Here is a 20,579-nt window from a genome sequence, read left to right as displayed (position 1 = left end):
ATTTTGTGACATAGGCATTTTTACAAGATCGGATGGTGCTTCTTGCGCAACGGCAAACAGGCTGCCGCAAGTCAGTCATTGCGACAGCCTGTACTTATTCGTTACAAGCCTCTAAGCCTTTTGCTCATAAAGCTTAACGATCTCGATAATCGTCTTAACGGCAAGCTCCATATTGTCTGCGGAGACGTATTCGAAGCGGCCGTGGTAATTTTCTCCGCCAGTAAAAATATTCGGCGTCGGAAGTCCCATGTAGGAGAGCTGGGAGCCGTCAGTGCCGCCGCGAATCGGCTGGATGATCGGGCTGATGCCGAGATTTTTCATCGCTTGCTCGGCGATGTCTACGACTTCTTTTACGGGCTCGATTTTCTCCCCCATATTGAAGTATTGGTCTTTGATCTCGAGCACAATACGCTCTTCTCCGTATTTCGCCTTTTGCTCCTCGACGATTCGAGTCAGCTCTTGCTTTCTCTCTTCAAACTTCTTGCGGTCATGGTCACGAATCAAATAACGCAGCTGTGTTTGCTCGACGTCGCCTTGAATGGAGTTCAGGTGGAAGAAGCCTTCGTAACCTTCAGTCAGCTCTGGCGTCTCATTCGCAGGCAGCTGCGCGTGAAGCTCCATAGCGATTTTGGCGGAGTTGACCATTTTGCCTTTGGCTGTGCCGGGGTGAACGTTTTTGCCCTTGCATGTAATGACAGCGCCCGCCGCGTTAAAGCTCTCATATTGCAGCTCGCCTAGCGGCCCGCCATCCATTGTATAGGCGTAAACAGCGTCAAAGGCAGCCACGTCAAACTTATGCGGACCACGGCCGATTTCCTCATCCGGGGTGAAAGCCACTCTTATTCTGCCGTGCTTCAGCTCTGGATGGCTAATGAGATAAGCCATCGCTGTCATGATCTCGGCAATGCCGGCTTTATCGTCCGCGCCAAGCAAGGTAGTGCCGTCCGTTGTGATCAACGTATGGCCTTTATAGCCGGTCAGCTCGGGAAAATCGCTCGGCGACAGCACGATATGCTGTGCTTCGTTCAAAATAATGTCCTGCCCGTCATATTGCTCAATCACTTGAGGCTTGACGCCTGCTCCGGTAAAATCGGTAGCCGTATCGATATGGGCAAGGAAACCGATTGTCGGGATTTCCTTATCGGTATTCGCAGGAAGAGTAGCCATAACGTAGCCGTTCGAATCCATCGCAGCATCCTGCATGCCGATGGCTTTCAATTCTTCCACGAGCATGCGGCCCAGCGTCAGCTGTCCCGGTGTGGAGGGGCAGGTATCGACGCTCTCGTCAGACTGTGTTTCAACTTGCGCATAAGTGATAAATCGGGATATAATCTCCGTTTTCATAATTATCTTCAGCTCCAGTACAATTAGTCATATAACAAAGTATAATACAAAAGAGACTTCATCCCAAATGGATGCCAACAGGCCATTTTTCATAAAAGATAGTGAGGCGTTTTAATAGATGTCTTTAACGTATAACAAATCGGAAAGCTACTGGAAACAGTATCAGAGGTTTTTTCCGGCGGAGATACAGGTGGACGAAGATCATCTGCCAACCGAGGAATGGTGGGGATGGAGAGACATCTCTATCCATTTGGACCGGATGCCTGCTGCGGATGCGAAGCTGAAAATCATTTCGATTCACGGTGCCGGCGGCAATGGCAGATTGCTTGCGCCTTATGCAAGATTGCTGCAAAATCACGGATACGAGGTCGTGTCGCCCGATCTGCCTCCGTATGGGTTAAGCGAAGCGGCAACGGTTAAACATATCGATTACCGTTTATGGATCGATATCCTTACAGCGCTGGTTGAACACGAGACAGCTCGCGATGGCAAGCCTATCGTTTTGCTCGGCAGCAGTATTGGAGGGATGCTGGCTTACAACACGGCAGCTATGAGCAAGCATGTAAAGGGTCTGATTGCGACGACCTTTATTGATACAAGCCGCGCAGAGGTTCGTGATCAATTGGCTCCTAATCGATTCGTTAGCCGGGTTGGCAAGCTTTCCATGGATGCTTTCCCTTTCTTAGCTGATCCATTCCGCATTTCTATCAAGCATGTATCGCGCATGCACTTGATATCAAACCACCCTGAACTGACGAAGCTCATTATGAATGACACGCGGGCGGGTGGCGCAAAAATCCCTCTGCGGCTGCTGCGTACGTTCCTGAATACGGAACCGCTGATAAAGCCGGAACAATTTGACCGTTGTCCGGTGCTGCTTGTTCATCCCGAGATCGATCCGATGACGCCGATTCAGTTCAGCGAACCCTTTTATGAGAAATTAACCGGCGACAAACAATGCGTGATCCTAGAAGGAGCGGGCCATTTTCCGATTGAGCAGCCTGGTTTGGAGCAGTTGAAAACAGCCGTGTTAGCTTTCTTGAGAAAGCTGGAGCGTACCTGTTGATCGTTCGATAGGCCATTTTAAATTTGTGATATATAATCAGCTTATTAGAATAGAAGGCGAGAAAGAAAACGAGATCGTGGAAGGAGAATACGACATGACGCAAGCCCATGCAAGAGCTCCCAGCTAAGCCTTAACATCAAATCGAGCACGGACGCGTGCACCTCCGTTTATGGGTTGAGCAACCTTCAAACCTAAATGAGAGGGGCAGCAATGCCATGAGTTATATGCCCAATATTTGGAAGCTGTACGTGTTTCGTTTCTTTTCCAGCCTAATCCCTGCTTATGTGATCGAGAGATTGTTTTGGGAGGAGAGAGGGATGACCATCCAGATGGTCGTCTACACGGAAATTATTTTTGCGGTAACCGTTGTTTTGCTGGAGGTGCCCACTGGCATTATATCGGATAAGTGGGGCCGGAAGCATATGATTGTATTGTCCGCCATATTGGGCTGCTTTGAATTTTTAATTTTGTTGTTTGCGACGGAGTTTTGGCATTTTGCGCTCGTTGTTTTTCTGGCGGCTATCGGCAGATCGGCAGGCAGCGGCTCGGACCATGCGTTGCTCTACGATTCTTTAGCGTCCGCGGGGAAGGAGCAGTCCTTCGAGAAATATGTAGGCCGCATGAACGCGATCGACATTGTCTCCATCATGATTGCAGCTTTATGCGGTAGTTTATTGGCAGGCCGCTTCGGGTTCTCGCTTAATTATTGGCTCTCCTTCGTAAGCTCTGTTGCTGCACTGGGCTTCGCCCTCATGCTGGTTGAACCAGCCGGAAGCAAGCAGCAGGACGGGGATGAGCAGATCCCGCTTAAATTGTATTTGACAGCCTCGCTGCGCCTTTTTAGAGATAATAAAGGGGTTCTGCTCGTTGTGTTATCTGGCATGGTTACAGGCGCGGCCGTCAACTTCATTGATGAGTTTTGGCAGACGTATTTGGACAGAATAGGCATCCCGGTCATCTATTTCGGTTTGTTCTCGGCTGCGCTATTCCTGGTCAGACTTCCGGGCAATATGCTGGCTTATAAGCTGAAAAGCCGGTTCAACTACCGTTTTTTGATAGCAGGAGTGACAGCGGTTTTGGCTCTGGGCTTTATCTATCTTTCAGCGGTGAAAGGCTTTAGCGGTTTGGCAGCCATGTTCATCATCTGTCTGTTCGCTGGGATGATCGAGCCGCTCGCAGCCGGTTATTTGCACCATCGCATCGATTCCTCCATGAGGGCAACGATGGGCTCCTTTCAGTCCTTGGGTGAAAATGCAGTACTCATCCTTACCGGAATGGGCTTCGGTTATTTCTCATCGCAATTCGATATTTTTGGCGGATACGGTTTTATTGGAGTCGTTTGCGGTTTGTTTTTTATTTATTTTACATTCGCATCCAAAAAGATGGTTGAATAGGATAAACGTTGGGGCTGTTCCCGAATCCACCTTTGGATTCACGGAACAGCCCCTTTGTTTGCTTGAATATTAACGGTCATTCTCATGGAGGTAAGCGATGGTTTTGGCCCTGCTGGAGACGTTCAGTTTTTTGTAAATGGCACTAAGATAGTTTTTTACGGTCCCTTTGGTCAGAAATAGCTCAGTGGCAATCGTTTGGTTAGACTTTCCCTGCTTCAGCATCCTTACAATGTTTCGTTCTTGTATAGTCAGACTGCTCAGCTTTCCATCCTCCGATTGATCGGGTGGGGCAGAGGCCGGTTCAATGTCTTCCTTTGATGATTTTTCATGCTGCTCCGACGTTTGGATCGCCTGGGCAAGCCGCATCTGAATGCTGAGCGGATAATTAATTCTCCCGTCTAGGCAGTCTTGAATCGTAGAAAGCAGCTTCTCGGTCTCAATCCCCTTCACCAAAAAACCGCTGGCCCCATGGCGTATCGCTTCCCATATGTACTCTTCCTGCTCGAAGGTTGTCAATATAAGCACCTTCGTATCCGGAAATTCCTCCCGAATTTGTTTGGTTGTTTCAAGGCCATCCTGCTTCGGCATATGAATGTCCATTAATACAAGCTGGGGTTGATGCAAACGTACCTGTGCGATCGTTTCGAGGCCATCGCTTGTTTTCGCTGCTACCGTATATTTGTCCTCCATGCTCAAAATGGCGGCTAAGCCATCCCGAATTAAAGGTTGATCATCTGCGATAAGAATGGTGATTTTCGACAATTCACTCACGCCTTCCGGTCGTTATCGTTTGCAGGGGAATAGTGATCTCGAGCGTTACGCCGCTTGCCGGACGATTTTTTGAAATCGAAAGCTCTCCGTTTACATCCGTCACTCTCTCCTCCATGGCGTTCAGACCGAAGCCATAAACGATTTGAAGAGGCGCCTTGCCGTTATCGGACAAGCTGAATTGGATACGCGAGCCCCGAAGGGACAGTGTGAAGTGGAATTTGCTGCTAGCGCCATGCCGAAGCCCGTTGGTTAGCCCCTCTTGCAAGGCGCGATATATGGTTAACTCGATCATAGGCGGCAGCTCCGGCATAGAGGCATCGATCGCGTACGTAATTTCGACGCCCGTTTTCTTCTGTGTCTCGTCGATCAACGCTGTAAGGTCAGGAATGAACAGATGGCCTGGGATGTTTTCGCGCAGCAAGTGGACGGAGCTTCGCACATCATCCAAACCGCTGAGAATGCTAGCCTTGGTCCGGTCGATCATCTCCTGCGCAAGGGGATAATGGTTTCTTCTGATAGCATGCGCTGCTGTTTGTAGTCCTGCTAATGCGGAGGTCAGCGTATGTCCAACCGAGTCATGAATCTCGCGAGCGATTCTAGTTCGCTCTTGCAGCTTCGCCTTCCGTTCCAATTCAAGCGAGGCGATTCGCAGCTGTTCATTGTCTCTAGCGAGTTGGTCTTTTTGCTGAAAAGCAATCTTGGCAAGAAGGCTGATCCCGAAAATAGCGAAATATTCTATTACGCGAGGCATGAAATCGTAAATATTGTCATAAGGCGGAATCTGGCGGGAAACCCAAAGGCTTAGTACGAAGCAAGCATAGCACAGCATTGTGAAGAAGATAGAATGGTTTCTGGAGTGATGGAAGGTAAATTCTCCAATGAGAATTAATAGATAGACCTGCGCAAAAAAGTCTGCCGATAGAATGGATATGACAAAAGCCAGCGCTAGCTGGAAAAACAAAAACAGCGTGCCTGCCCAATAGCGCAGATCGATCCTGAAAACGTAGTCACGAATCAGAACGACGGCGATATAGGCGCATGCGAGCAAGCAAAGTCCAAGTGAGAATGCGGTGGTATGAAGCAATAAGGTGATTGTTGCTACAACTACGATCATATTTAAGATCAAATTTATTTTCTTGTAAAATTGAGCATCCAATAGTAAGCCCTCATTTTGGAACATATATTTGCTCTCTATTTTATCATAAACATGACTTAAGTCATATAAACTTGAAAATAATGTCACAAAATGACCATAAATCTTTGTTTCTAGTGAATAAGTTCATCTAGTGCAGGACTTTAGAATCATTTATAATAAGGATAGTTTAAGTGTTAATCGAAATGGCAGGTAGTTTTTTGGGTAAAAAGAACCATTATTGATCATGAAATATAAAAGGAGACGTGTACATGTTTCTGATTTTATGGAATGTATTAGGCTGTATTCTTCTCATTTTGAGTTTATATTTCCCTATCGTCCGGATATTGAAGGCTTGAATGACATTGTAGTTCGGAGAACGGGAGATGCCATACAGGGGTTTTCAAAGGGCTATCAGTTGACGCAGCGGGAATCGGAAATAATACTATTAATTGCGATTCATGGATTTTCCAATCAAGAAATATCCGATTATTGCAACATAAGCGAAAAAACGGTCAAAAATCATATTTCCAATATTATGGGCAAGATGGGCATTCGGTCGATTCGGAAATTGCTTTCTCTGCTCTTCAATCATGTATTAAATACTTGCGAATGAAGGTTTCAAATGAAGGATCGTTCGTATTCGCTCAGGGAGACGGTTATCATACTAGATGGGATTTTTTTTAGAGAGCTTAGAAAACTAAGCCATAATGATGAGATGAGATATAAGCTGTTGATCTATGGCGTCCAACGGATTTTAGGAAATAAAAAAAAGTCCGGGAAGGTATCGCGGCTATTCCGTACAAGGATTAAGACAAAACCGAAATGGGATTAACCTCAAGCATCTCCTTTAATCGTAAAAGACGATTGAGGGAGGTGTTTTTAGTTATACGGTTATGGAGATAATGGAGGCAGAGGTGGAACATAACATGAATGCCTATTTCGATATTCTTTTGCGCTCAAGCTCTGCTATAATCCTGCTCCTGCTGGTATCTAAGCTGCTGGGCAAACAGACGATTTCCAACATGACGTTTCACGACTTTGTAACGGGCATTACCATTGGGGCACTAACCGCGAACCTGGCGTTTAACGATTCGCTGAAATGGACGCATGTGTTGCTGTCGCTCCTTGTCATTACGGTTATTTCAACTTTGTTATCTATTATTGCCTTGAAGAACCACAAGATGAGGAAATGGATCTCGGGTTCGCCAACCGTACTTATTGAGGGCGGCAAAATACTTGAGGAAAATATGAAAAAAGAAAAATTCACGCTGGATTCCTTGAATCAGGCGCTGAGGGAAAGAGGCATATTTAATTTGGATGAAGTGGAATACGCCGTACTTGAAGACAATGGGATCGTAGCCGTTTTGAAAAAAGACGAGTATCAATATGTAACCAAAAAAGATTTGAAGCTTAATCTGAACGCTCGAGCGCAAGCATTTCCCGTTGAATTGATCATGGATGGCACCCTTATGGAAAAACAATTGGAGGAAAATGGGCTGACCAAGGAGTGGCTGGAGGCGGAGCTAAAGCGCAAGGGGAAACAAATATCCGACGTGTTCTACGCGGTAAGAGGAACGCAGCGGCAGCTGATCTTTGATTTTTACGAGGATGAGATCGATAAGCCTATTGATAAAGAATAGAAGGGAGACAAAGGGTTGAGAAACAGCGATAGGCTGCGGCTCAACCCTATTTTATTGCGCGGCATGCTAAAACATCGTTATGCCGTACTCCTCTATTTTACGGTATAACGTCGTTCTTCCGATCTTCAGGCGAACGGCCGCCTTGCTGAGATTCCATTCTGAAGCTTTCAGCGCCTGCTTGATCGCCGTTACTTCCGCATCCCGCAGCGTAAGCGGCTCCGCCATGCCGGATGCAGGAAGCTCAGCCGGAGTCTCTTCTTCAAAAGAGAGATGCTCCGCGTCAATCGCCTGTCCGCCCGCCAGGAAGACCGCTTGCATAAGGATGCCGCTGAGTTCCCTAATGTTGCCGGGCCAGCTGTAGCCTAACAGCTTATGCTGTGCTGCCTCCGTTAAGCTTGGGCAAGGCGAAGTGTGCTTCTGGAGCAAATGAGCGGCTAATGCCAAAATATCGCTTCTTTCCCGCAAAGCCGGCAGTGTAAGGTGGATCCCCTTCAACCGGTAATAGAGGTCAGCTCGAAAACGGCCGTCTTTTACCTCTGCAGCCAAGTTTTTATTTGTTGCCGCTATGACTCTAATGTCAATCCGCTTGCTCTTCACGCTGCCTACAGGCGTAATCATGCCCTCTTGGAGCACCCTCAATAAAGCAGCCTGTGCGCGAAGAGGCATATCTCCGATCTCATCCAGAAAAATGGTGCCCTTATGCGCGGCCTCGAATTTTCCGGCATTGCCATCCTTGTTCGCGCCCGTGAAGGCGCCGCGGGCATAGCCGAATAATTCGCTTTCAATAAGGCTATCAGGAATGGCGCTGCAATTAAGGGCAATGAATGGCTGCGCCGACCGATAGCTTGCGGTATGGATGGATTGCGCGAACAATTCCTTCCCAACGCCGCTCTCGCCGAGCAATAGAACAGGGAAGTCGGTCGCTGCCGCTTTCTGGGCAAGCTCTTTCTTCTGTATGATCGCCGGACATTCGCCAACGATATCTTTAAATGTATACAAACGCGGACCGTTTGCCTCCTGCTTCCGAATGGAGACGGATTGCCACAGCTTCTGATGCTCATTATGGATCGTTTCAACGGAGAAGCCGTCCAGCTTCGTAAACGTCTGGCCGATTGCATCGCTGCCGACAAGGCGGAGCGCTGCTTGGTTAGCCCGAAGGATTTGGTTATCCCGGCTAAGCGAGAGCAGCGGCAGAGGATGATTTTGCGCGGTATAGTCGAGTTCTCTTAACGTGACGAGATGTTCTTTCTTCGACTCCTCCAGCAAAATCTTGTTTTGCAGGGAAAAGGCCGCCATGCAGGCAAGCGAAAACGTATAGGCGTGGTAATGCTCCTGCTTGCCGCTAATATTGATGACACCGATCAGCTCACCGATTGCATTGAAGATGGGGGCGGAGGCACAGGTCAAGAAGTGATTGGAGCTAAAATAATGCTCATGGGCGTGTACGCGCACCGGCTTTTTCTCCGCGAGGGCGACTCCGATTGCATTTGTGCCCTTTCTGCTCTCCGTCCAATTCGCGCCTACCTGGAGCTGAACCGCTACCGCGCGACGGGAGAAGTCGGCATCTCCGACCGTGTGAATAATCGTTCCCTGCGGATCGATGAGCAGCGCCATTTGGCCGGATTGCTTGATGCCGGCGTGCATCTGCTCGAAAATTTGCTCCGCGTAATGAATCGTTTGCTCGTTTTGCCGGAGTATAGGCTGAATGTGGCTTCCGGTTAAGATGTCATCGTCAATGGGGTCGGTTGGCTTTAAACCAAATTCGTGACAGCGCTTCCAAGACAACGCCGCCGCTTCGGATAAAAAGTTGTTTTCCACTGATAGCAAACTAAACACCTCCAGGCGCAATCGGTATCCTAACCCGATCATACCATAGTTGCTTTTATTAATGGAGAGCATGCGGACAGAATGTTCCGAAATGGAACACTTCCGTTGTGCCAATTCGAAACAATGAATATAAAGCGCTTACAGAAAAAGCTGTGATGGCGCTGTTTTGTAAGTTGGCACGATTCTTGCTTATCTATTTCATGTAATCCATTTTAAGGAGGCTGAGCTAGATGATTTATGCACAACCTGGACAAAACGGATCAAAGGTTACATTTAAAAAACGGTATGAAAACTTTATCGGCGGACAGTGGACTGCGCCCGTTCAGGGCCAATACTTCGACAATCCGTCGCCTGTAAATAACCGCGTTTTTTGCGAGGTGCCGCGTTCGACCTCAGAGGATATCGAGCTGGCATTGGACGCAGCGCATGCTGCGAAGGAGGCATGGGGCCGCACGTCGGTTGCGGAGCGCGCCGTTATTTTAAATAAAATTGCCGATCGCATGGAAGCGAATTTAGAGATGCTGGCGGTTGCCGAGACATGGGATAACGGCAAGCCGGTACGGGAGACGCTTGCAGCCGATCTGCCGCTCGCGATCGATCACTTCCGCTATTTTGCAGGAAGCATCCGCGCGCAAGAGGGCTCGCTCAGCCAATTGGATGACAATATGGTCGCTTATCATTTTAATGAGCCGCTGGGCGTCGTCGGTCAGATTATACCTTGGAACTTTCCGCTGCTTATGGCGACATGGAAGCTTGCTCCGGCGCTTGCTGCCGGCAACGCAATCGTTCTGAAGCCCGCGGAGCAGACGCCGGCATCCATCATGGTGCTAATGGAGCTTATCCAAGACCTGCTGCCGCCGGGCGTTCTGAATATCGTTAACGGCTTCGGGCTCGAAGCGGGCAAGCCGCTTGCTTCAAGCAGCCGGATTGCCAAAATCGCCTTTACCGGGGAGACGACGACGGGCCGCTTAATTATGCAGTATGCTTCGCAAAATCTCATCCCCGTTACCTTGGAGCTGGGCGGCAAGTCGCCGAATATTTTCTTTGAGGACGTAACCGCGCGCGATGACGCCTTCTTTAATAAAGCGCTCGAAGGGTTTGCGATGTTTGCGCTCAATCAAGGGGAAGTATGTACCAGCCCGTCGCGCGCACTTATTCAGGAATCGATTTATGATTCGTTTATGGAAAGAGCTTTGAAGCGGGTCGCATCAATTAAGCAGGGGAATCCGCTGGACACGGATACGATGATTGGAGCGCAGGCCTCCACCGAGCAGGTGGAGAAAATAATGAGCTATATCGACATCGGCGCGCAGGAAGGCGCCGAGTGCCTCATTGGCGGCAATCGCGCGGCGATGGAGGGCGATATTGCAGATGGCTACTATATTCAGCCAACCGTGCTGAAAGGCCATAATAATATGAGGATTTTCCAAGAGGAGATCTTTGGCCCTGTTCTCTCCGTTACGACCTTTAAGGATCAGGAGGAAGCGCTGGCGATCGCCAACGATACGCTTTATGGGCTTGGCTCCGGCGTATGGACGCGCGACATGAATACGGCTTACCGAATGGGCCGCGGCATTCAAGCCGGCCGTGTATGGACGAACTGCTACCATGCTTATCCTGCGCATGCGGCGTTCGGGGGCTACAAAACATCGGGTATTGGGCGCGAGAATCACAAAATGATGCTTTCGCATTATCAGCAAACCAAAAACCTGCTTGTCAGCTACAGCCCCGACGCACTTGGCTTCTTCTAAGCGGCTCATTCGATGACGGCGGAAGTAAGCAAGGTTATCGCTACCGATGTCGCGCTTGAGCTCATTGAACGGTTGAAGGGCAAGCATGGCCCCGTCATGTTCCATCAATCAGGCGGCTGCTGCGATGGCAGCTCTCCAATGTGTTACGCGCAGGGGGAGTTTCTGATCGGTGACAGCGATGTCCGGCTGGGGGATATAGGCGATGCCCCTTTCTATATGAGCAAAGCGCAATACGATTATTGGAAAAACACGCAGCTCATCATCGACGTGGTGCCCGGAAGAGGCGGGATGTTCTCGCTGGAGGGGCCGGAGGGGCGGCGTTTTCTGACCCGCTCAAGGCTGTTCACCGAGGAGGAGCGGGCTGCGCTGGGTCTATAAGCGCTTATTCCGCTCATGCAAGCCCTGCTTTCTTCCTCATCGAAGAGAGCAGGGTTTATTTTGCTGTGGCTACGGAAGTGAATTAGCGAATATACTATTTAGTAAGCGTTTGCAAAAATGAGGGGGGACGTATATGGAAATCTCATTGGCTGCTCAACAGCAGCAGAAGCTGCAGCTTACTCCGCAAATGCGGCAGTCTATGGAAATTCTGCATATGTCCGCCTTGGAATTAAACGAGTACATCAAGCAGCAAGCGGTTGATAATCCTTTTATCGAGCTGCAGCCGGCGAAGGAAACACCCTTAAGTCATTATGCAGGAGGCGCTCAACCAGACTGGTGGCAAAATGTCGACCTTTCTGGCGATGCGACCTTAGAATCGGTATTGCTTGAACAGCTAGCTTGCATGAAGCTTGACCGGACGGCTCTTTCTTTATGCAGCTGGATCATCGGAAATTTGGATGACAAGGGTTATCTTCTGCACAGCAAAGAAGAGCTTTCGGCAATGAAAGGCATTCCTTTAGCACAGGTATGTGACGCTGTGAGCCTAATTCAGAGCCTAGAGCCATATGGCGTGGGGGCATCAACATTAGCAGAGTGCCTGGTCCTCCAATTGCGGCAGCAGCAGGAGAGCAGCCTTTTGGTATACAGCCTTGTCCAGCATGACCTCGTCAGCATCGGGCAAGGAAAGCTGAAGCAGCTAGCGGATAAATACGAAACAGAACTAGCGGACATTAAAGCAGCCATAACGGTCATAAGCACGCTTAATCCGAAGCCGGGAGCCTTGTACAGCAGAGAAAAGCCCCAGTATATCATGCCTGATCTTGCGCTTAGGCAGCTGGAAGGGAAATACGAGGTGATTCTTGAACGATCCTCTCTTCCGACCATCACTTTAAATCATTCTTACCTTAGCATGCTGGAGCAAAATCCTTCAAAGGACGTTCACCGCTATTTGACCGGGCACTGGCAGGCAGCGAAAGGGCTTACCGACAGCATCGAACGAAGAAAGGCGACGCTGCTAAGAACCGCCGGCGTTATGTTTGAAATGCAGGCGGAGTTCTGCAGGAATGGCATCCTTCATATTCGGCCTATGACGATGAAGCAAGTTGCCGAAGCGCTGCGCATCCATGAATCGACGGTCAGCCGTGCCATAAGCCATAAGTATATTCGAACGCCGTGGGGATTGTACGAGCTTAAATATTTTTTTGCCTCTTCTATTCATCATGCGGATGGATCGATGGTCTCAGCTATTTATATGAAGGAGCGAATCCGTGCGCTTATCGCTGCGGAGAAGCGGGAGTCGCCCTTATCGGATCAACGGATCGTTGCGCTTCTTGCAGGCGAGGGGCTGCTGATCTCGCGTCGAACGGTAACCAAATATAGAGAGCAAATGAACATCATGTCCTCTGCTTGGAGGAAAAGATCACTTAAGTAAAGGGCGCACGCTCTTGTCATGTGATTCGACAGGAGCCTGCGCCCTTTCTTATTATGATCTGTTGAATTGGGGCAAAAACGCACGGTTTTGTTCTAGGATATCATCAAGCATAGGCTTTGCAAGATCGACTGACCCAACGAGCGGATGGATAGTCAGTGCTTGCAGAGCAGCATTATAGTCGCCTTTAACAGCTGCCTCGATGGCAAGCTCCTCATACGCTTTTACAATTTGCAGAAGGCCGCGTATTTTTGGGTTCATTGGTGTGGTAAGCTGAATCGGTTTTGCGCCTTCGGAGCCAATGACGCAGTTTACCTCAATGGATGCATCATCTGGGAGGCTTGGAATCGTACCGTTGTTTCTTACATTTACAATCTGGCAATCTTTCTTATTGTTGTAGATAGAAGATATCAAATTAAGAGCGGCTTCCGAATAATATGCGCCGCCGCGCAGCTCCAATTGTTTGGGCTTAACGGCAAGGTTCGGATCTTTGTACAGCTCGAACAGCTCGGTTTCTACCTGCTTCACAATCTCCGCGCGAGTTCCTTTGGTTTGGACTTCCTCAAGCTGCTTCTTCAGCATTTGTTCTTTCATATAGAAGTAGCGGTGATAGCCGCAAGGCAGCGCGCCCAGCGATTGGATAAACTCAGGGCTCCACGAGAAGCCGGGAATATTTTGCATCGTAAACTTGGAATCGCCGGAAGCTTGGAACAAAATTTCAGCCGTTCTGTCCACGCCGTCTACTAAAATTTTGGTCGTCCAGTTCAGATGGTTAATGCCGACCATTTCAATATCGATGCTGGATACATCTACACCCATTAGATTAGCGATTTGCATTTTCGTTTCAATTGGAAGATTGCAAAGTCCCATTGTACGGACCTTGGAGTACTTCAACACCGCCTCTGTTACCATGCCGGCTGGATTGGTGAAGTTGACCAGTAGCGCGTTAGGCGCAAGCTCCTCGATGTCTTTGCAGATGTCCAGAATAACAGGAATGGTCCGCAGCCCTTTGGCGAAGCCGCCAGCGCCGGTCGTTTCCTGGCCGATGCAATTGTATTTAAGCGGAATCCGCTCATCACGGCCGCGTGCCTCCAGCAGCCCTACCCGCATTTGAGTCGTTACGAAGTCGGCATCACGGATGGCCTCGCGTCTATCAAACGTGAGATGAAGGTTAATAGGGACGTTCGCTTTCTCCAGCATGCGTTTTGCTAGACTGCCTACGATTTCGAGCTTCTCCCGTCCTGCTTCAATATCGACCAAATACAAATCCTTAACCGGCAATTCATGATAACGTTTGATAAAGCCCTCGATCAGCTCCGGCGTATACGAAGATCCTCCGCCAATTACCGCTATTTTCAAATGTGGTTCTCTCATCATTCATATCCTCCGTTTGCGTTGAATTTCTGTATCGTTTCTTTTGTGGCTGGAATCTCTAAATGATCCATTGCCAGCAATATCGCGCCATATACCGGTGCGAGCTCAGGAATGATTAATTCTACGTTTGGATTCTCAAGCTCTAGCACTCTACGTAATTCATTTAGAAGATAAGGGCTGCGTCCCTTCTGTAGGACGCTTCCGACGAGCACGATAGGAACCGTTATTCCTTTAAACCCGCCGAGCCTGCGAATAACCGTATTTGCCGTTATACCTAGCTCATTTCCTGCTTCCTTCAGCAGGCGGATAGCGAGCGCATCTCCTTCGCGGGCGGCTTCATGCAATGAGATGGTCAATTTGCCTTCGCGAATATATTGGATTTCCCGATCGAGAAAGTCATTAATGAGCGCTCCCATTGTAGGGAAGCCGAAATATTGCAGCAGCTTCTCTGGCAGAACCGAAGGGATTTCACGGCCCTCCCAGGACCTGACTGCCGCGCGGAACATCGTCGTTGCCATATAATTTGCTCCGAGATTATCCCCATACAAATAACCGATCCCGCCTACTTGCACCGTTTCACCGGCTTCATTTCTTCCGGCGGCATTAGAGCCGGTGCCGCAAATGAGCACAACGCCGATATTGCTGGGGCTCCCCGTCCGAAGTCCTTCAAACGTGTCGGATACGATGTTCCAGCGTGCGAATGGAATATGGGATAAAGCAGGCCGGACAATCTGGTAATCTTGCTCTCGGTCGAGTCCAGCCAGTCCGTACTGCGCAAAAGCAATATCGGCATGCGATAACCCGGCTGCTTGCAGCGCCTGATCGATCGAATCGTTAATATTTGCTAAAGCTTTGTCTATGCCTATGGTTTGATGGTTGCTTGGTCCGGCTACTCCGCTGCTGATTTTATCGCCATTTGCATCAACGATAACGGCATAGGTTTTAGAGCCTCCGCCATCGATGCCAATAATGTAGCTGTTGATCGTCATTCTTTTACCCCGCCAGCCATGACTCCGCCAATAATGTATTTATACAGGAAGAGTGAGATAATAACCGGTGGCAGCGAAGCAAGGAAACCGCCGGCAGTCATGGAGCCCCAGTCGATGCTGTGCTTGCCTACAAACTCGGCTACCATGATAGGCAGCGTTTTGGAAGTGTACGTTTGGGTGAACGCATTCGCAAACAGAAATTCATCCCATGCATTCAAGAAGGCAAAAATAGCGGTAGCTGCTATGCCGGGCATGGATAATGGCAAAATAATGCGGAACATCGTTCTAAAACGGTTGCATCCGTCCACGTACGAAGCTTCTTCCAGCTCCTTCGGTATCGTTTGGAAATACCCGGCAAGAAGCCATACGACATATGGCAAGCTGAATGATGTATACGAGAAAATCAAAGCCCATACCGAATCGAGCAGTGGCGGCGTCTGGAACAAGACGATTCCTGTAAACGGAATATCGAGCGTGATCCCGTCTCTAATCAGGATGTATAAAGGTGTAATAATGCTAATCGAAGGCATGATTTGCACGGCGAGTACAACAAACAATCCCGTTTTGCGAAAAGGGAATTTAATACGGGAAAATGCGTACGCCGCAAAGACACCTACAAATATCGAGATTAAAGTGACCAGTACCGACACGACGATGCTGTTCTTTAACGCGCTGAGGAACATGACAGCATTGCTGCCTGTAAGCAGGCCGATATAGTTTTTGAGTGTTGGCGAGTGTGGAATAAGATGACCGTTAATCAGTTCGACTTCCAGAGATAACGATGATAAGAACAGGTAAAGAAAAGGAACTAAGGTAAATATAGCGAGCAAAATGACGCCTACCCACAAATAAAAGGGCGGAAATAAATCGGTGCTGGCCGCTTTGAACATCTGATTCCATTTATTTTTTTTCGAGTGCATGTTTTCACCTCCGCGAAGTTGTTATTCTTTTTTGTTAAGCAGACGCATATAGAGGATAGCCAGTAACAGTATGACGATTGCTGTCATCCACGCCATGGCAGATGCCTTCCCGAGAAAGAAATAGCGAAACGCATTGTTAAAGGTTAAATAAGAGACGGATGTTGTCGCGTCTCCGGTGAAGACGGTCAGCACATCGTACACTTTGAAAGCGCCCATCGTCCGCAGGACAAGTGCCATCATAATAGAAGGAGCGAGCTGCGGGAGGGTGATATGAAATATTTTTTTCCAAAAGTTAGCGCCATCGAGCATGGAAGCTTCATAGAGATCGGAAGAGATCGCCTGTAAACCTGCAAGCAGGATAATGGTTATGAAAGGTGTCATCTTCCAAGCATCCGCAAGGACAACGAAATAAACCAAATGACTTGGATCTGCGAGCCATACCGGATTTACATCAGGGGCAAGCAAATGCAATTTGTGCAATAGGACCGTTAAAGCGCCATACCCAGGGTTCAAGATCCACTGCCAAGTTAGACCGTTAACGAGCGTAAGCAGTGCCCAAGGAATAATGATGATTGCTCTAAAAAACGATCTTCCCTTAAAAGTTTGGTTCAGCAGCAGCGCGCTGACGAAGCCGAAAAACAGCTCTAATGAAACGGATAATACGGTGAAAACTAGCGTGCGGTTCATCGAAATTTGGAAGTCTGCGCTTTTGAGAACGTCCAAATAGTTTTTAAATCCAACATAATACGAAGTAGAGCCATCCATCAGATTGTAATGATAGAAGCTCCAAATGATCGTGTCGTACACCGGTACAACGAATGTTTTTATTAGTAAATAAGCAGTGGGCAAAATGAATAAAAGCGCCAATAGCATATTTTTGCGGTCATGGTTTAATAGTCGTCTTTTGCTGCCGATGGATTTATTCATAGGTCCTCCCTCTAAAGAACACTGCGGTTAGCTCTCGCTCCGAGAGCTAACCGTCGAATTCCGTTTATCATTTTGTAGATTCTGCAATGGCTTTCTCAATTTTCTCCGAAGCGTCGTTTAAAGCTTCTTCCGGTGTTTTTTGACCGAGCAGCGCTTGATGCAGATCGGCAGATAAAATATCGGACCAGTGAACATATCCTGGCGCATTCGGACGGTCATGTCCGTAGTTGTACTGCTCGGAAATCTTCTTGATGGTGTTTGTTTTATCCGCTGCTAGAAGCTCTGGATCGGTGTACAGGCTTTGAAGAACCGGATATTGGCCTTCGATGACATACTCGTCCAGTTGATATTCTCTTTCTCCAATCCACTTCAAGAAAGCAAGAGCCGCTTGTTTGTGCTTGCTGCTCTTCATCAACGCTAGACCTTCCGAACCCGTAACCGCGGAGGAAACGACATCCCCTTGGCCAGGCATTAGACCAACATCCGTTTTGTCGACTACATTGGATTTGGCTGGATCGTTCAAATCCGGGTAGCGGCCTTCCCACGAGCTGATCATAGCCAGCTTGCCGGCAGAGAATGCGCGCGTTACATCTTCCTCTGACCATTGCAAGCTTGCAGGGTCAACGGTTTTGTCGGTATTAAGAATTTCGACCATGTATTTAAGGGCATCTAGAGCACCGCCCTTGTTAAAGGAAGGCTTGCCGTTTTCGTCGAAAAATTTGCCGCCAAAAGCATAGGTCAAGCTGACGTAATCCGTAATTAGCGCTTCGGATTGCTTCCAAGACCAGCCGGATGCATAAATGCCGTTACCGGTAAGTTTTTTCGAAGCTTCACGGAATTCATCCCAAGTTTTTGGAGCTTGCGTAATGCCGGCTTTAGCCAAAAGCTCTTTGTTCCAGTAGAAATGCTTCGTTCCGGAATACCAAGGAATCGCAGCAAGACGGCCGTTATAGGTTACTGAGCTTAAGGATGATGGCGTAAATTGGCTTTTGACATCTTGAGGAATGATATCTGTTAAGTCCTCTGCCAAGTTGCCTTCAAGAAATTGGCCGGCCCAGATGGTGTCCATCTCCACGACATCGAGATCGGCGGAGTTCGACAATGCGGATACGGTAATTTTGGAATATAAGGAGTTGTAATCAACACCCATAATGTTTACTTTGATGCCCGTCTTCTCTGTAAATTTCTTCACCATATCGACGCGCGGGCTTTCTGCGCCTTTAGATACAGCCCATAGCACGTTAATTTCTTGGCCCTTCAAAGAAGGGTCGCTAGTTTTGCTCCAATCCAACTTGTCCGAAGCTTGCGCTTCACCGCCATTATTTTTGTTATTGTTTTGAGCGGGCGCTCCGGGTGCGCCGCTGCAACCAGCAAGCAGTACCAAACATAGTGTAGCAACCATCAACGCTTTCCATTTCTTCTTCATACGTACACCTCCGAAAGTTAGGATTCCCCTAGATAGATAAAAAATGAAGAAAAGATCAAAATTAGGCTACAACTGCGCGTATCCCCCCTCTCAATGTAATACGAATTTCATTAATTCATTTTGTTGTTATAACAAATTTGAAGTGCATCCATTCCATTTCCTTTATTCTCCATGGAATTTGTTTCTCTCTGATCGGTTGTTCCAATATGAATTTCTGTAATTCATATTGTTATAGTAACAAATTCAGATACAACTTTACGAATGTTTGCCGCTTTCATAAACCGAGTATAGTATGATTCAAAAAATGTGTCAACTATCATAACATTTATAAATTTTAGTAGATAATGAAAACGGTGTCTTTTTTAATTTATTGTGAATTGTCATATTACTTAACATGAATAACTGAATTTTTTAAAGTTGCACAAAAAAACGGTGCTCATTTCCATGGAAAAGGCGCATTCTATAAGGCTTATATTGTTGTTATAACAAATTACGTGTTATGATGATAGATGTAATTTCATATTCGGAGGTTAATGTAAAACATGAAAAAGGATGGCATTGCACTTTATTATACAGTTAAAGAAAAGCTGCTTGATATGATCGATGAGGGAAAGTACACGCCGGGGGAGCAGTTTCCGACAGAATCGGATTTATGCGAGAAGTTTGGCGTAAGCCGCACGACGATCAGACAAGCGCTAAGCCAGCTTAAGCTGGAAGGCCATATTTATCAAATTCAAGGGAAGGGAACCTTTGTTTCTTTGCCTAAAATAGAACAATCCGTCGCCCCTTACCGCAGCTTTAATGAGCATTTAAAGGGACGCGGCCAACAGATAGATACCAAAGTAGTTGACCTCACCGTAGTTTCTGCGGACAAGCGGTTAATAAAAAAGTTGGATATCGCGGAGAATGATCCGGTGTTCAGGCTAGAGAGAATCCGTTATGCAGACGGGCTGCCCTTATTATTTTCCATTACCTATATTCCTTGGAAGGTCACACCGGGGCTCACTAAAGAAGAGTGTTCAGGCTCGCTATACGCCCTGATGAGAGAAAAGTTTTCTATTCAATTATCCCATTGCGTGGAGTCGATTGAGCCCATCTTAATCGACGAAGCGATCGGTAAACATTTAAGCGCTCCCATTGGAGCGCCAAGCCTTCTGCTAAATACGGTTACTTATTCAACGGGCAATATACCAGTCGAATATTCCCATGAAATTTTTAGAGGAGATCGGGCTAAATTTACGTTCGAGCGCAAACTATAATAGTTATCTGCTGCACGTTTTTTCGAATGTATCATTAGATCACAAGGAGAACAGGGGAGGTGCGGCATGAAACTTCGGGTCCTGATAGCGGCAGATGAGCATTTGGCTAGGGAAAAGCTCATAGACCTGCTGTCCAAGGAGCTGGATATCGAGCTGCTTCCACCTGCATCAACCGGTATGGAGACGGTTAAGCTCGTGCGGGATTTTAAGCCGGATGCCCTGTTTCTCGACGTCGAAATGTCCGGGATAAACGGCTTTCAAACGGCACGCCTGCTTCATGATTTGGATTTCTATCCGTTCCTCGTGTTTACGTCAGCATGTGATCAACATGCGCTAGAGGCTTTCGAGGTCGGAGCGGTTGATTATCTGCTTAAGCCTTACGGGGAAGATCGATTGCGGCAGACAATATCCAGAATCCGCGAGAGAAAGCCGGGTACGAACGTACAAGCGGAGAACGATTGTGTGATAGATGCATCCGTTCAAGCGAAAGGGAGAGAGCGTTTTATCCATAGCCGGCTCCTCGTTGATGCCCATGACCGAATCACCGTGCTTGATGTCGAGACCATCGTCTATGCGGTGAAAGAGGAAAAATTTACCCGCATCTATACGACGGGCGGCAAGTCCTATACCTCCAAGCAAACGCTGCATGAACTGGCCTATCGTCTTGGTCCCGCTTTTTTCAGGCCGCATCGCAGCTATTTGGTGAACCTGAATTTCATTATGGAGATCGAGCCTTGGTTTAATGGTGCCTACAACGCGGTGCTCAAGTTTCATGAGCAGATCAAAATTCCTGTATCCCGAAATGAAATTAAAGATATGCTTCAGTTATTGCAAGGTCATTGACATCATCAAGGAGAAACAGTCCGTTCAGGACTGTTTTTTTGTATTTAGGGCGTGGATTTCGACATTTCACGCCAATTTTTCATGCAAATAAAAGAGTCGCGCTATA

The 20,579-nt window shown here is 47.9% G+C and carries 18 protein-coding genes; 9 read left to right on the top strand and 9 right to left on the bottom strand.

Going from position 1 to position 20,579, the window contains the following annotated elements; genetic code table 11:
* Positions 1 to 111 precede the first annotated feature (111 nt).
* Positions 112 to 1,344, bottom strand: coding sequence for a peptidase T (gene pepT / locus A7975_RS26510; RefSeq protein WP_065387115.1), 1,233 nt, complete (start codon positions 1,342 to 1,344; stop codon positions 112 to 114).
* Between the two features lie 118 nt (positions 1,345 to 1,462).
* On the opposite strand from pepT, the gene A7975_RS26505 reads away from it, so the two are divergent.
* Entirely contained in the window at positions 1,463 to 2,410 is a 948-nt protein-coding gene (locus A7975_RS26505; protein ID WP_065387114.1) for an alpha/beta hydrolase, read from the top strand.
* A gap of 215 nt (positions 2,411 to 2,625) precedes the next feature.
* Positions 2,626 to 3,804, top strand: coding sequence for an MFS transporter (locus A7975_RS26500; protein WP_065387113.1), 1,179 nt, complete (start codon positions 2,626 to 2,628; stop codon positions 3,802 to 3,804).
* A gap of 69 nt (positions 3,805 to 3,873) precedes the next feature.
* Here A7975_RS26500 and A7975_RS26495 read toward each other — a convergent pair whose 3' ends face one another.
* Both A7975_RS26495 and A7975_RS26490 read right to left on the bottom strand, forming a co-directional pair.
* Positions 3,874 to 4,566, bottom strand: a complete 693-nt coding sequence (locus A7975_RS26495) for a response regulator transcription factor (RefSeq protein ID WP_053373498.1) — start codon at positions 4,564 to 4,566, stop codon at positions 3,874 to 3,876.
* Between the two features lies 1 nt (position 4,567).
* Positions 4,568 to 5,731, bottom strand: coding sequence for a sensor histidine kinase (locus tag A7975_RS26490; protein WP_176707814.1), 1,164 nt, complete (start codon positions 5,729 to 5,731; stop codon positions 4,568 to 4,570).
* A gap of 331 nt (positions 5,732 to 6,062) precedes the next feature.
* Here A7975_RS26490 and A7975_RS26485 point away from each other — a divergent pair, with 331 nt between their 5' ends.
* Both A7975_RS26485 and A7975_RS26475 read left to right on the top strand, forming a co-directional pair.
* Positions 6,063 to 6,323, top strand: coding sequence for a helix-turn-helix domain-containing protein (locus A7975_RS26485; RefSeq protein WP_255314585.1), 261 nt, complete (start codon positions 6,063 to 6,065; stop codon positions 6,321 to 6,323).
* A 313-nt stretch (positions 6,324 to 6,636) separates the two neighbouring features.
* The gene (locus A7975_RS26475; RefSeq protein WP_065387192.1) at positions 6,637 to 7,350 is read left to right on the top strand and encodes a DUF421 domain-containing protein; all 714 of its coding nucleotides are present in this window, start codon (positions 6,637 to 6,639) and stop codon (positions 7,348 to 7,350) included.
* Between the two features lie 66 nt (positions 7,351 to 7,416).
* On the opposite strand, the gene A7975_RS26470 is transcribed toward A7975_RS26475, so the two are convergent.
* Positions 7,417 to 9,168, bottom strand: coding sequence for a sigma-54-dependent Fis family transcriptional regulator (locus A7975_RS26470; RefSeq protein ID WP_255314587.1), 1,752 nt, complete (start codon positions 9,166 to 9,168; stop codon positions 7,417 to 7,419).
* Between the two features lie 239 nt (positions 9,169 to 9,407).
* On the opposite strand from A7975_RS26470, the gene adh reads away from it, so the two are divergent.
* The 3 genes from adh (at position 9,408) to rpoN (ending at position 12,738) form a co-directional block, all read left to right on the top strand.
* The gene (gene adh, locus A7975_RS26465) at positions 9,408 to 10,928 is read left to right on the top strand and encodes an aldehyde dehydrogenase (RefSeq protein ID WP_053373502.1); all 1,521 of its coding nucleotides are present in this window, start codon (positions 9,408 to 9,410) and stop codon (positions 10,926 to 10,928) included.
* Positions 10,929 to 10,940: 12 nt separating this feature from the next.
* Positions 10,941 to 11,306, top strand: a complete 366-nt coding sequence (locus A7975_RS26460) for a DUF779 domain-containing protein (RefSeq protein ID WP_065387109.1) — start codon at positions 10,941 to 10,943, stop codon at positions 11,304 to 11,306.
* Positions 11,307 to 11,439: 133 nt separating this feature from the next.
* A complete protein-coding gene (gene rpoN / locus A7975_RS26455; RefSeq protein ID WP_065387108.1) occupies positions 11,440 to 12,738 on the top strand; it encodes an RNA polymerase factor sigma-54 in 1,299 nt (432 codons plus the stop codon).
* 51 nt (positions 12,739 to 12,789) lie between these two features.
* Here rpoN and A7975_RS26450 read toward each other — a convergent pair whose 3' ends face one another.
* The 5 genes from A7975_RS26450 to A7975_RS26430 all read right to left on the bottom strand — a co-directional run bounded on the left by A7975_RS26450 (position 12,790) and on the right by A7975_RS26430 (position 18,371).
* Positions 12,790 to 14,109: a 6-phospho-beta-glucosidase gene (locus A7975_RS26450; RefSeq protein ID WP_053373505.1), complete on the bottom strand. Its 1,320-nt coding sequence runs from the start codon at positions 14,107 to 14,109 to the stop codon at positions 12,790 to 12,792.
* Complete coding sequence (locus A7975_RS26445) at positions 14,109 to 15,098, bottom strand: N-acetylglucosamine kinase (RefSeq protein WP_065387107.1); 990 nt, start codon at positions 15,096 to 15,098, stop codon at positions 14,109 to 14,111. Before A7975_RS26445 ends, A7975_RS26450 begins: the two co-directional genes overlap by 1 nt.
* Positions 15,095 to 16,018: a carbohydrate ABC transporter permease gene (locus A7975_RS26440; RefSeq protein ID WP_082198470.1), complete on the bottom strand. Its 924-nt coding sequence runs from the start codon at positions 16,016 to 16,018 to the stop codon at positions 15,095 to 15,097. The genes A7975_RS26445 and A7975_RS26440 overlap by 4 nt, the downstream gene beginning before the upstream one ends.
* Positions 16,019 to 16,039: 21 nt before the next feature.
* Complete coding sequence (locus A7975_RS26435; protein WP_053373508.1) at positions 16,040 to 16,945, bottom strand: carbohydrate ABC transporter permease; 906 nt, start codon at positions 16,943 to 16,945, stop codon at positions 16,040 to 16,042.
* A gap of 67 nt (positions 16,946 to 17,012) precedes the next feature.
* Complete coding sequence (locus A7975_RS26430) at positions 17,013 to 18,371, bottom strand: ABC transporter substrate-binding protein (protein ID WP_053373509.1); 1,359 nt, start codon at positions 18,369 to 18,371, stop codon at positions 17,013 to 17,015.
* Between the two features lie 542 nt (positions 18,372 to 18,913).
* Here A7975_RS26430 and A7975_RS26425 point away from each other — a divergent pair.
* Together A7975_RS26425 and A7975_RS26420 are read left to right on the top strand one after the other, a co-directional pair.
* The gene (locus A7975_RS26425) at positions 18,914 to 19,630 is read left to right on the top strand and encodes a GntR family transcriptional regulator (RefSeq protein ID WP_053373510.1); all 717 of its coding nucleotides are present in this window, start codon (positions 18,914 to 18,916) and stop codon (positions 19,628 to 19,630) included.
* Between the two features lie 66 nt (positions 19,631 to 19,696).
* On the top strand, positions 19,697 to 20,473 hold the full coding sequence (locus A7975_RS26420; protein WP_053373511.1) for a LytR/AlgR family response regulator transcription factor: 777 nt from the start codon (positions 19,697 to 19,699) through the stop codon (positions 20,471 to 20,473).
* Positions 20,474 to 20,579 lie beyond the last annotated feature (106 nt).

This window comes from Bacillus sp. FJAT-26390 (genome assembly GCF_001682865.1).
Classification (GTDB): Bacteria; Bacillota; Bacilli; order Paenibacillales; family Paenibacillaceae; genus Pristimantibacillus.
Note: the sequence above shows the minus strand (reverse complement) of the source record. Positions and strands in the feature narration are given on the sequence as shown.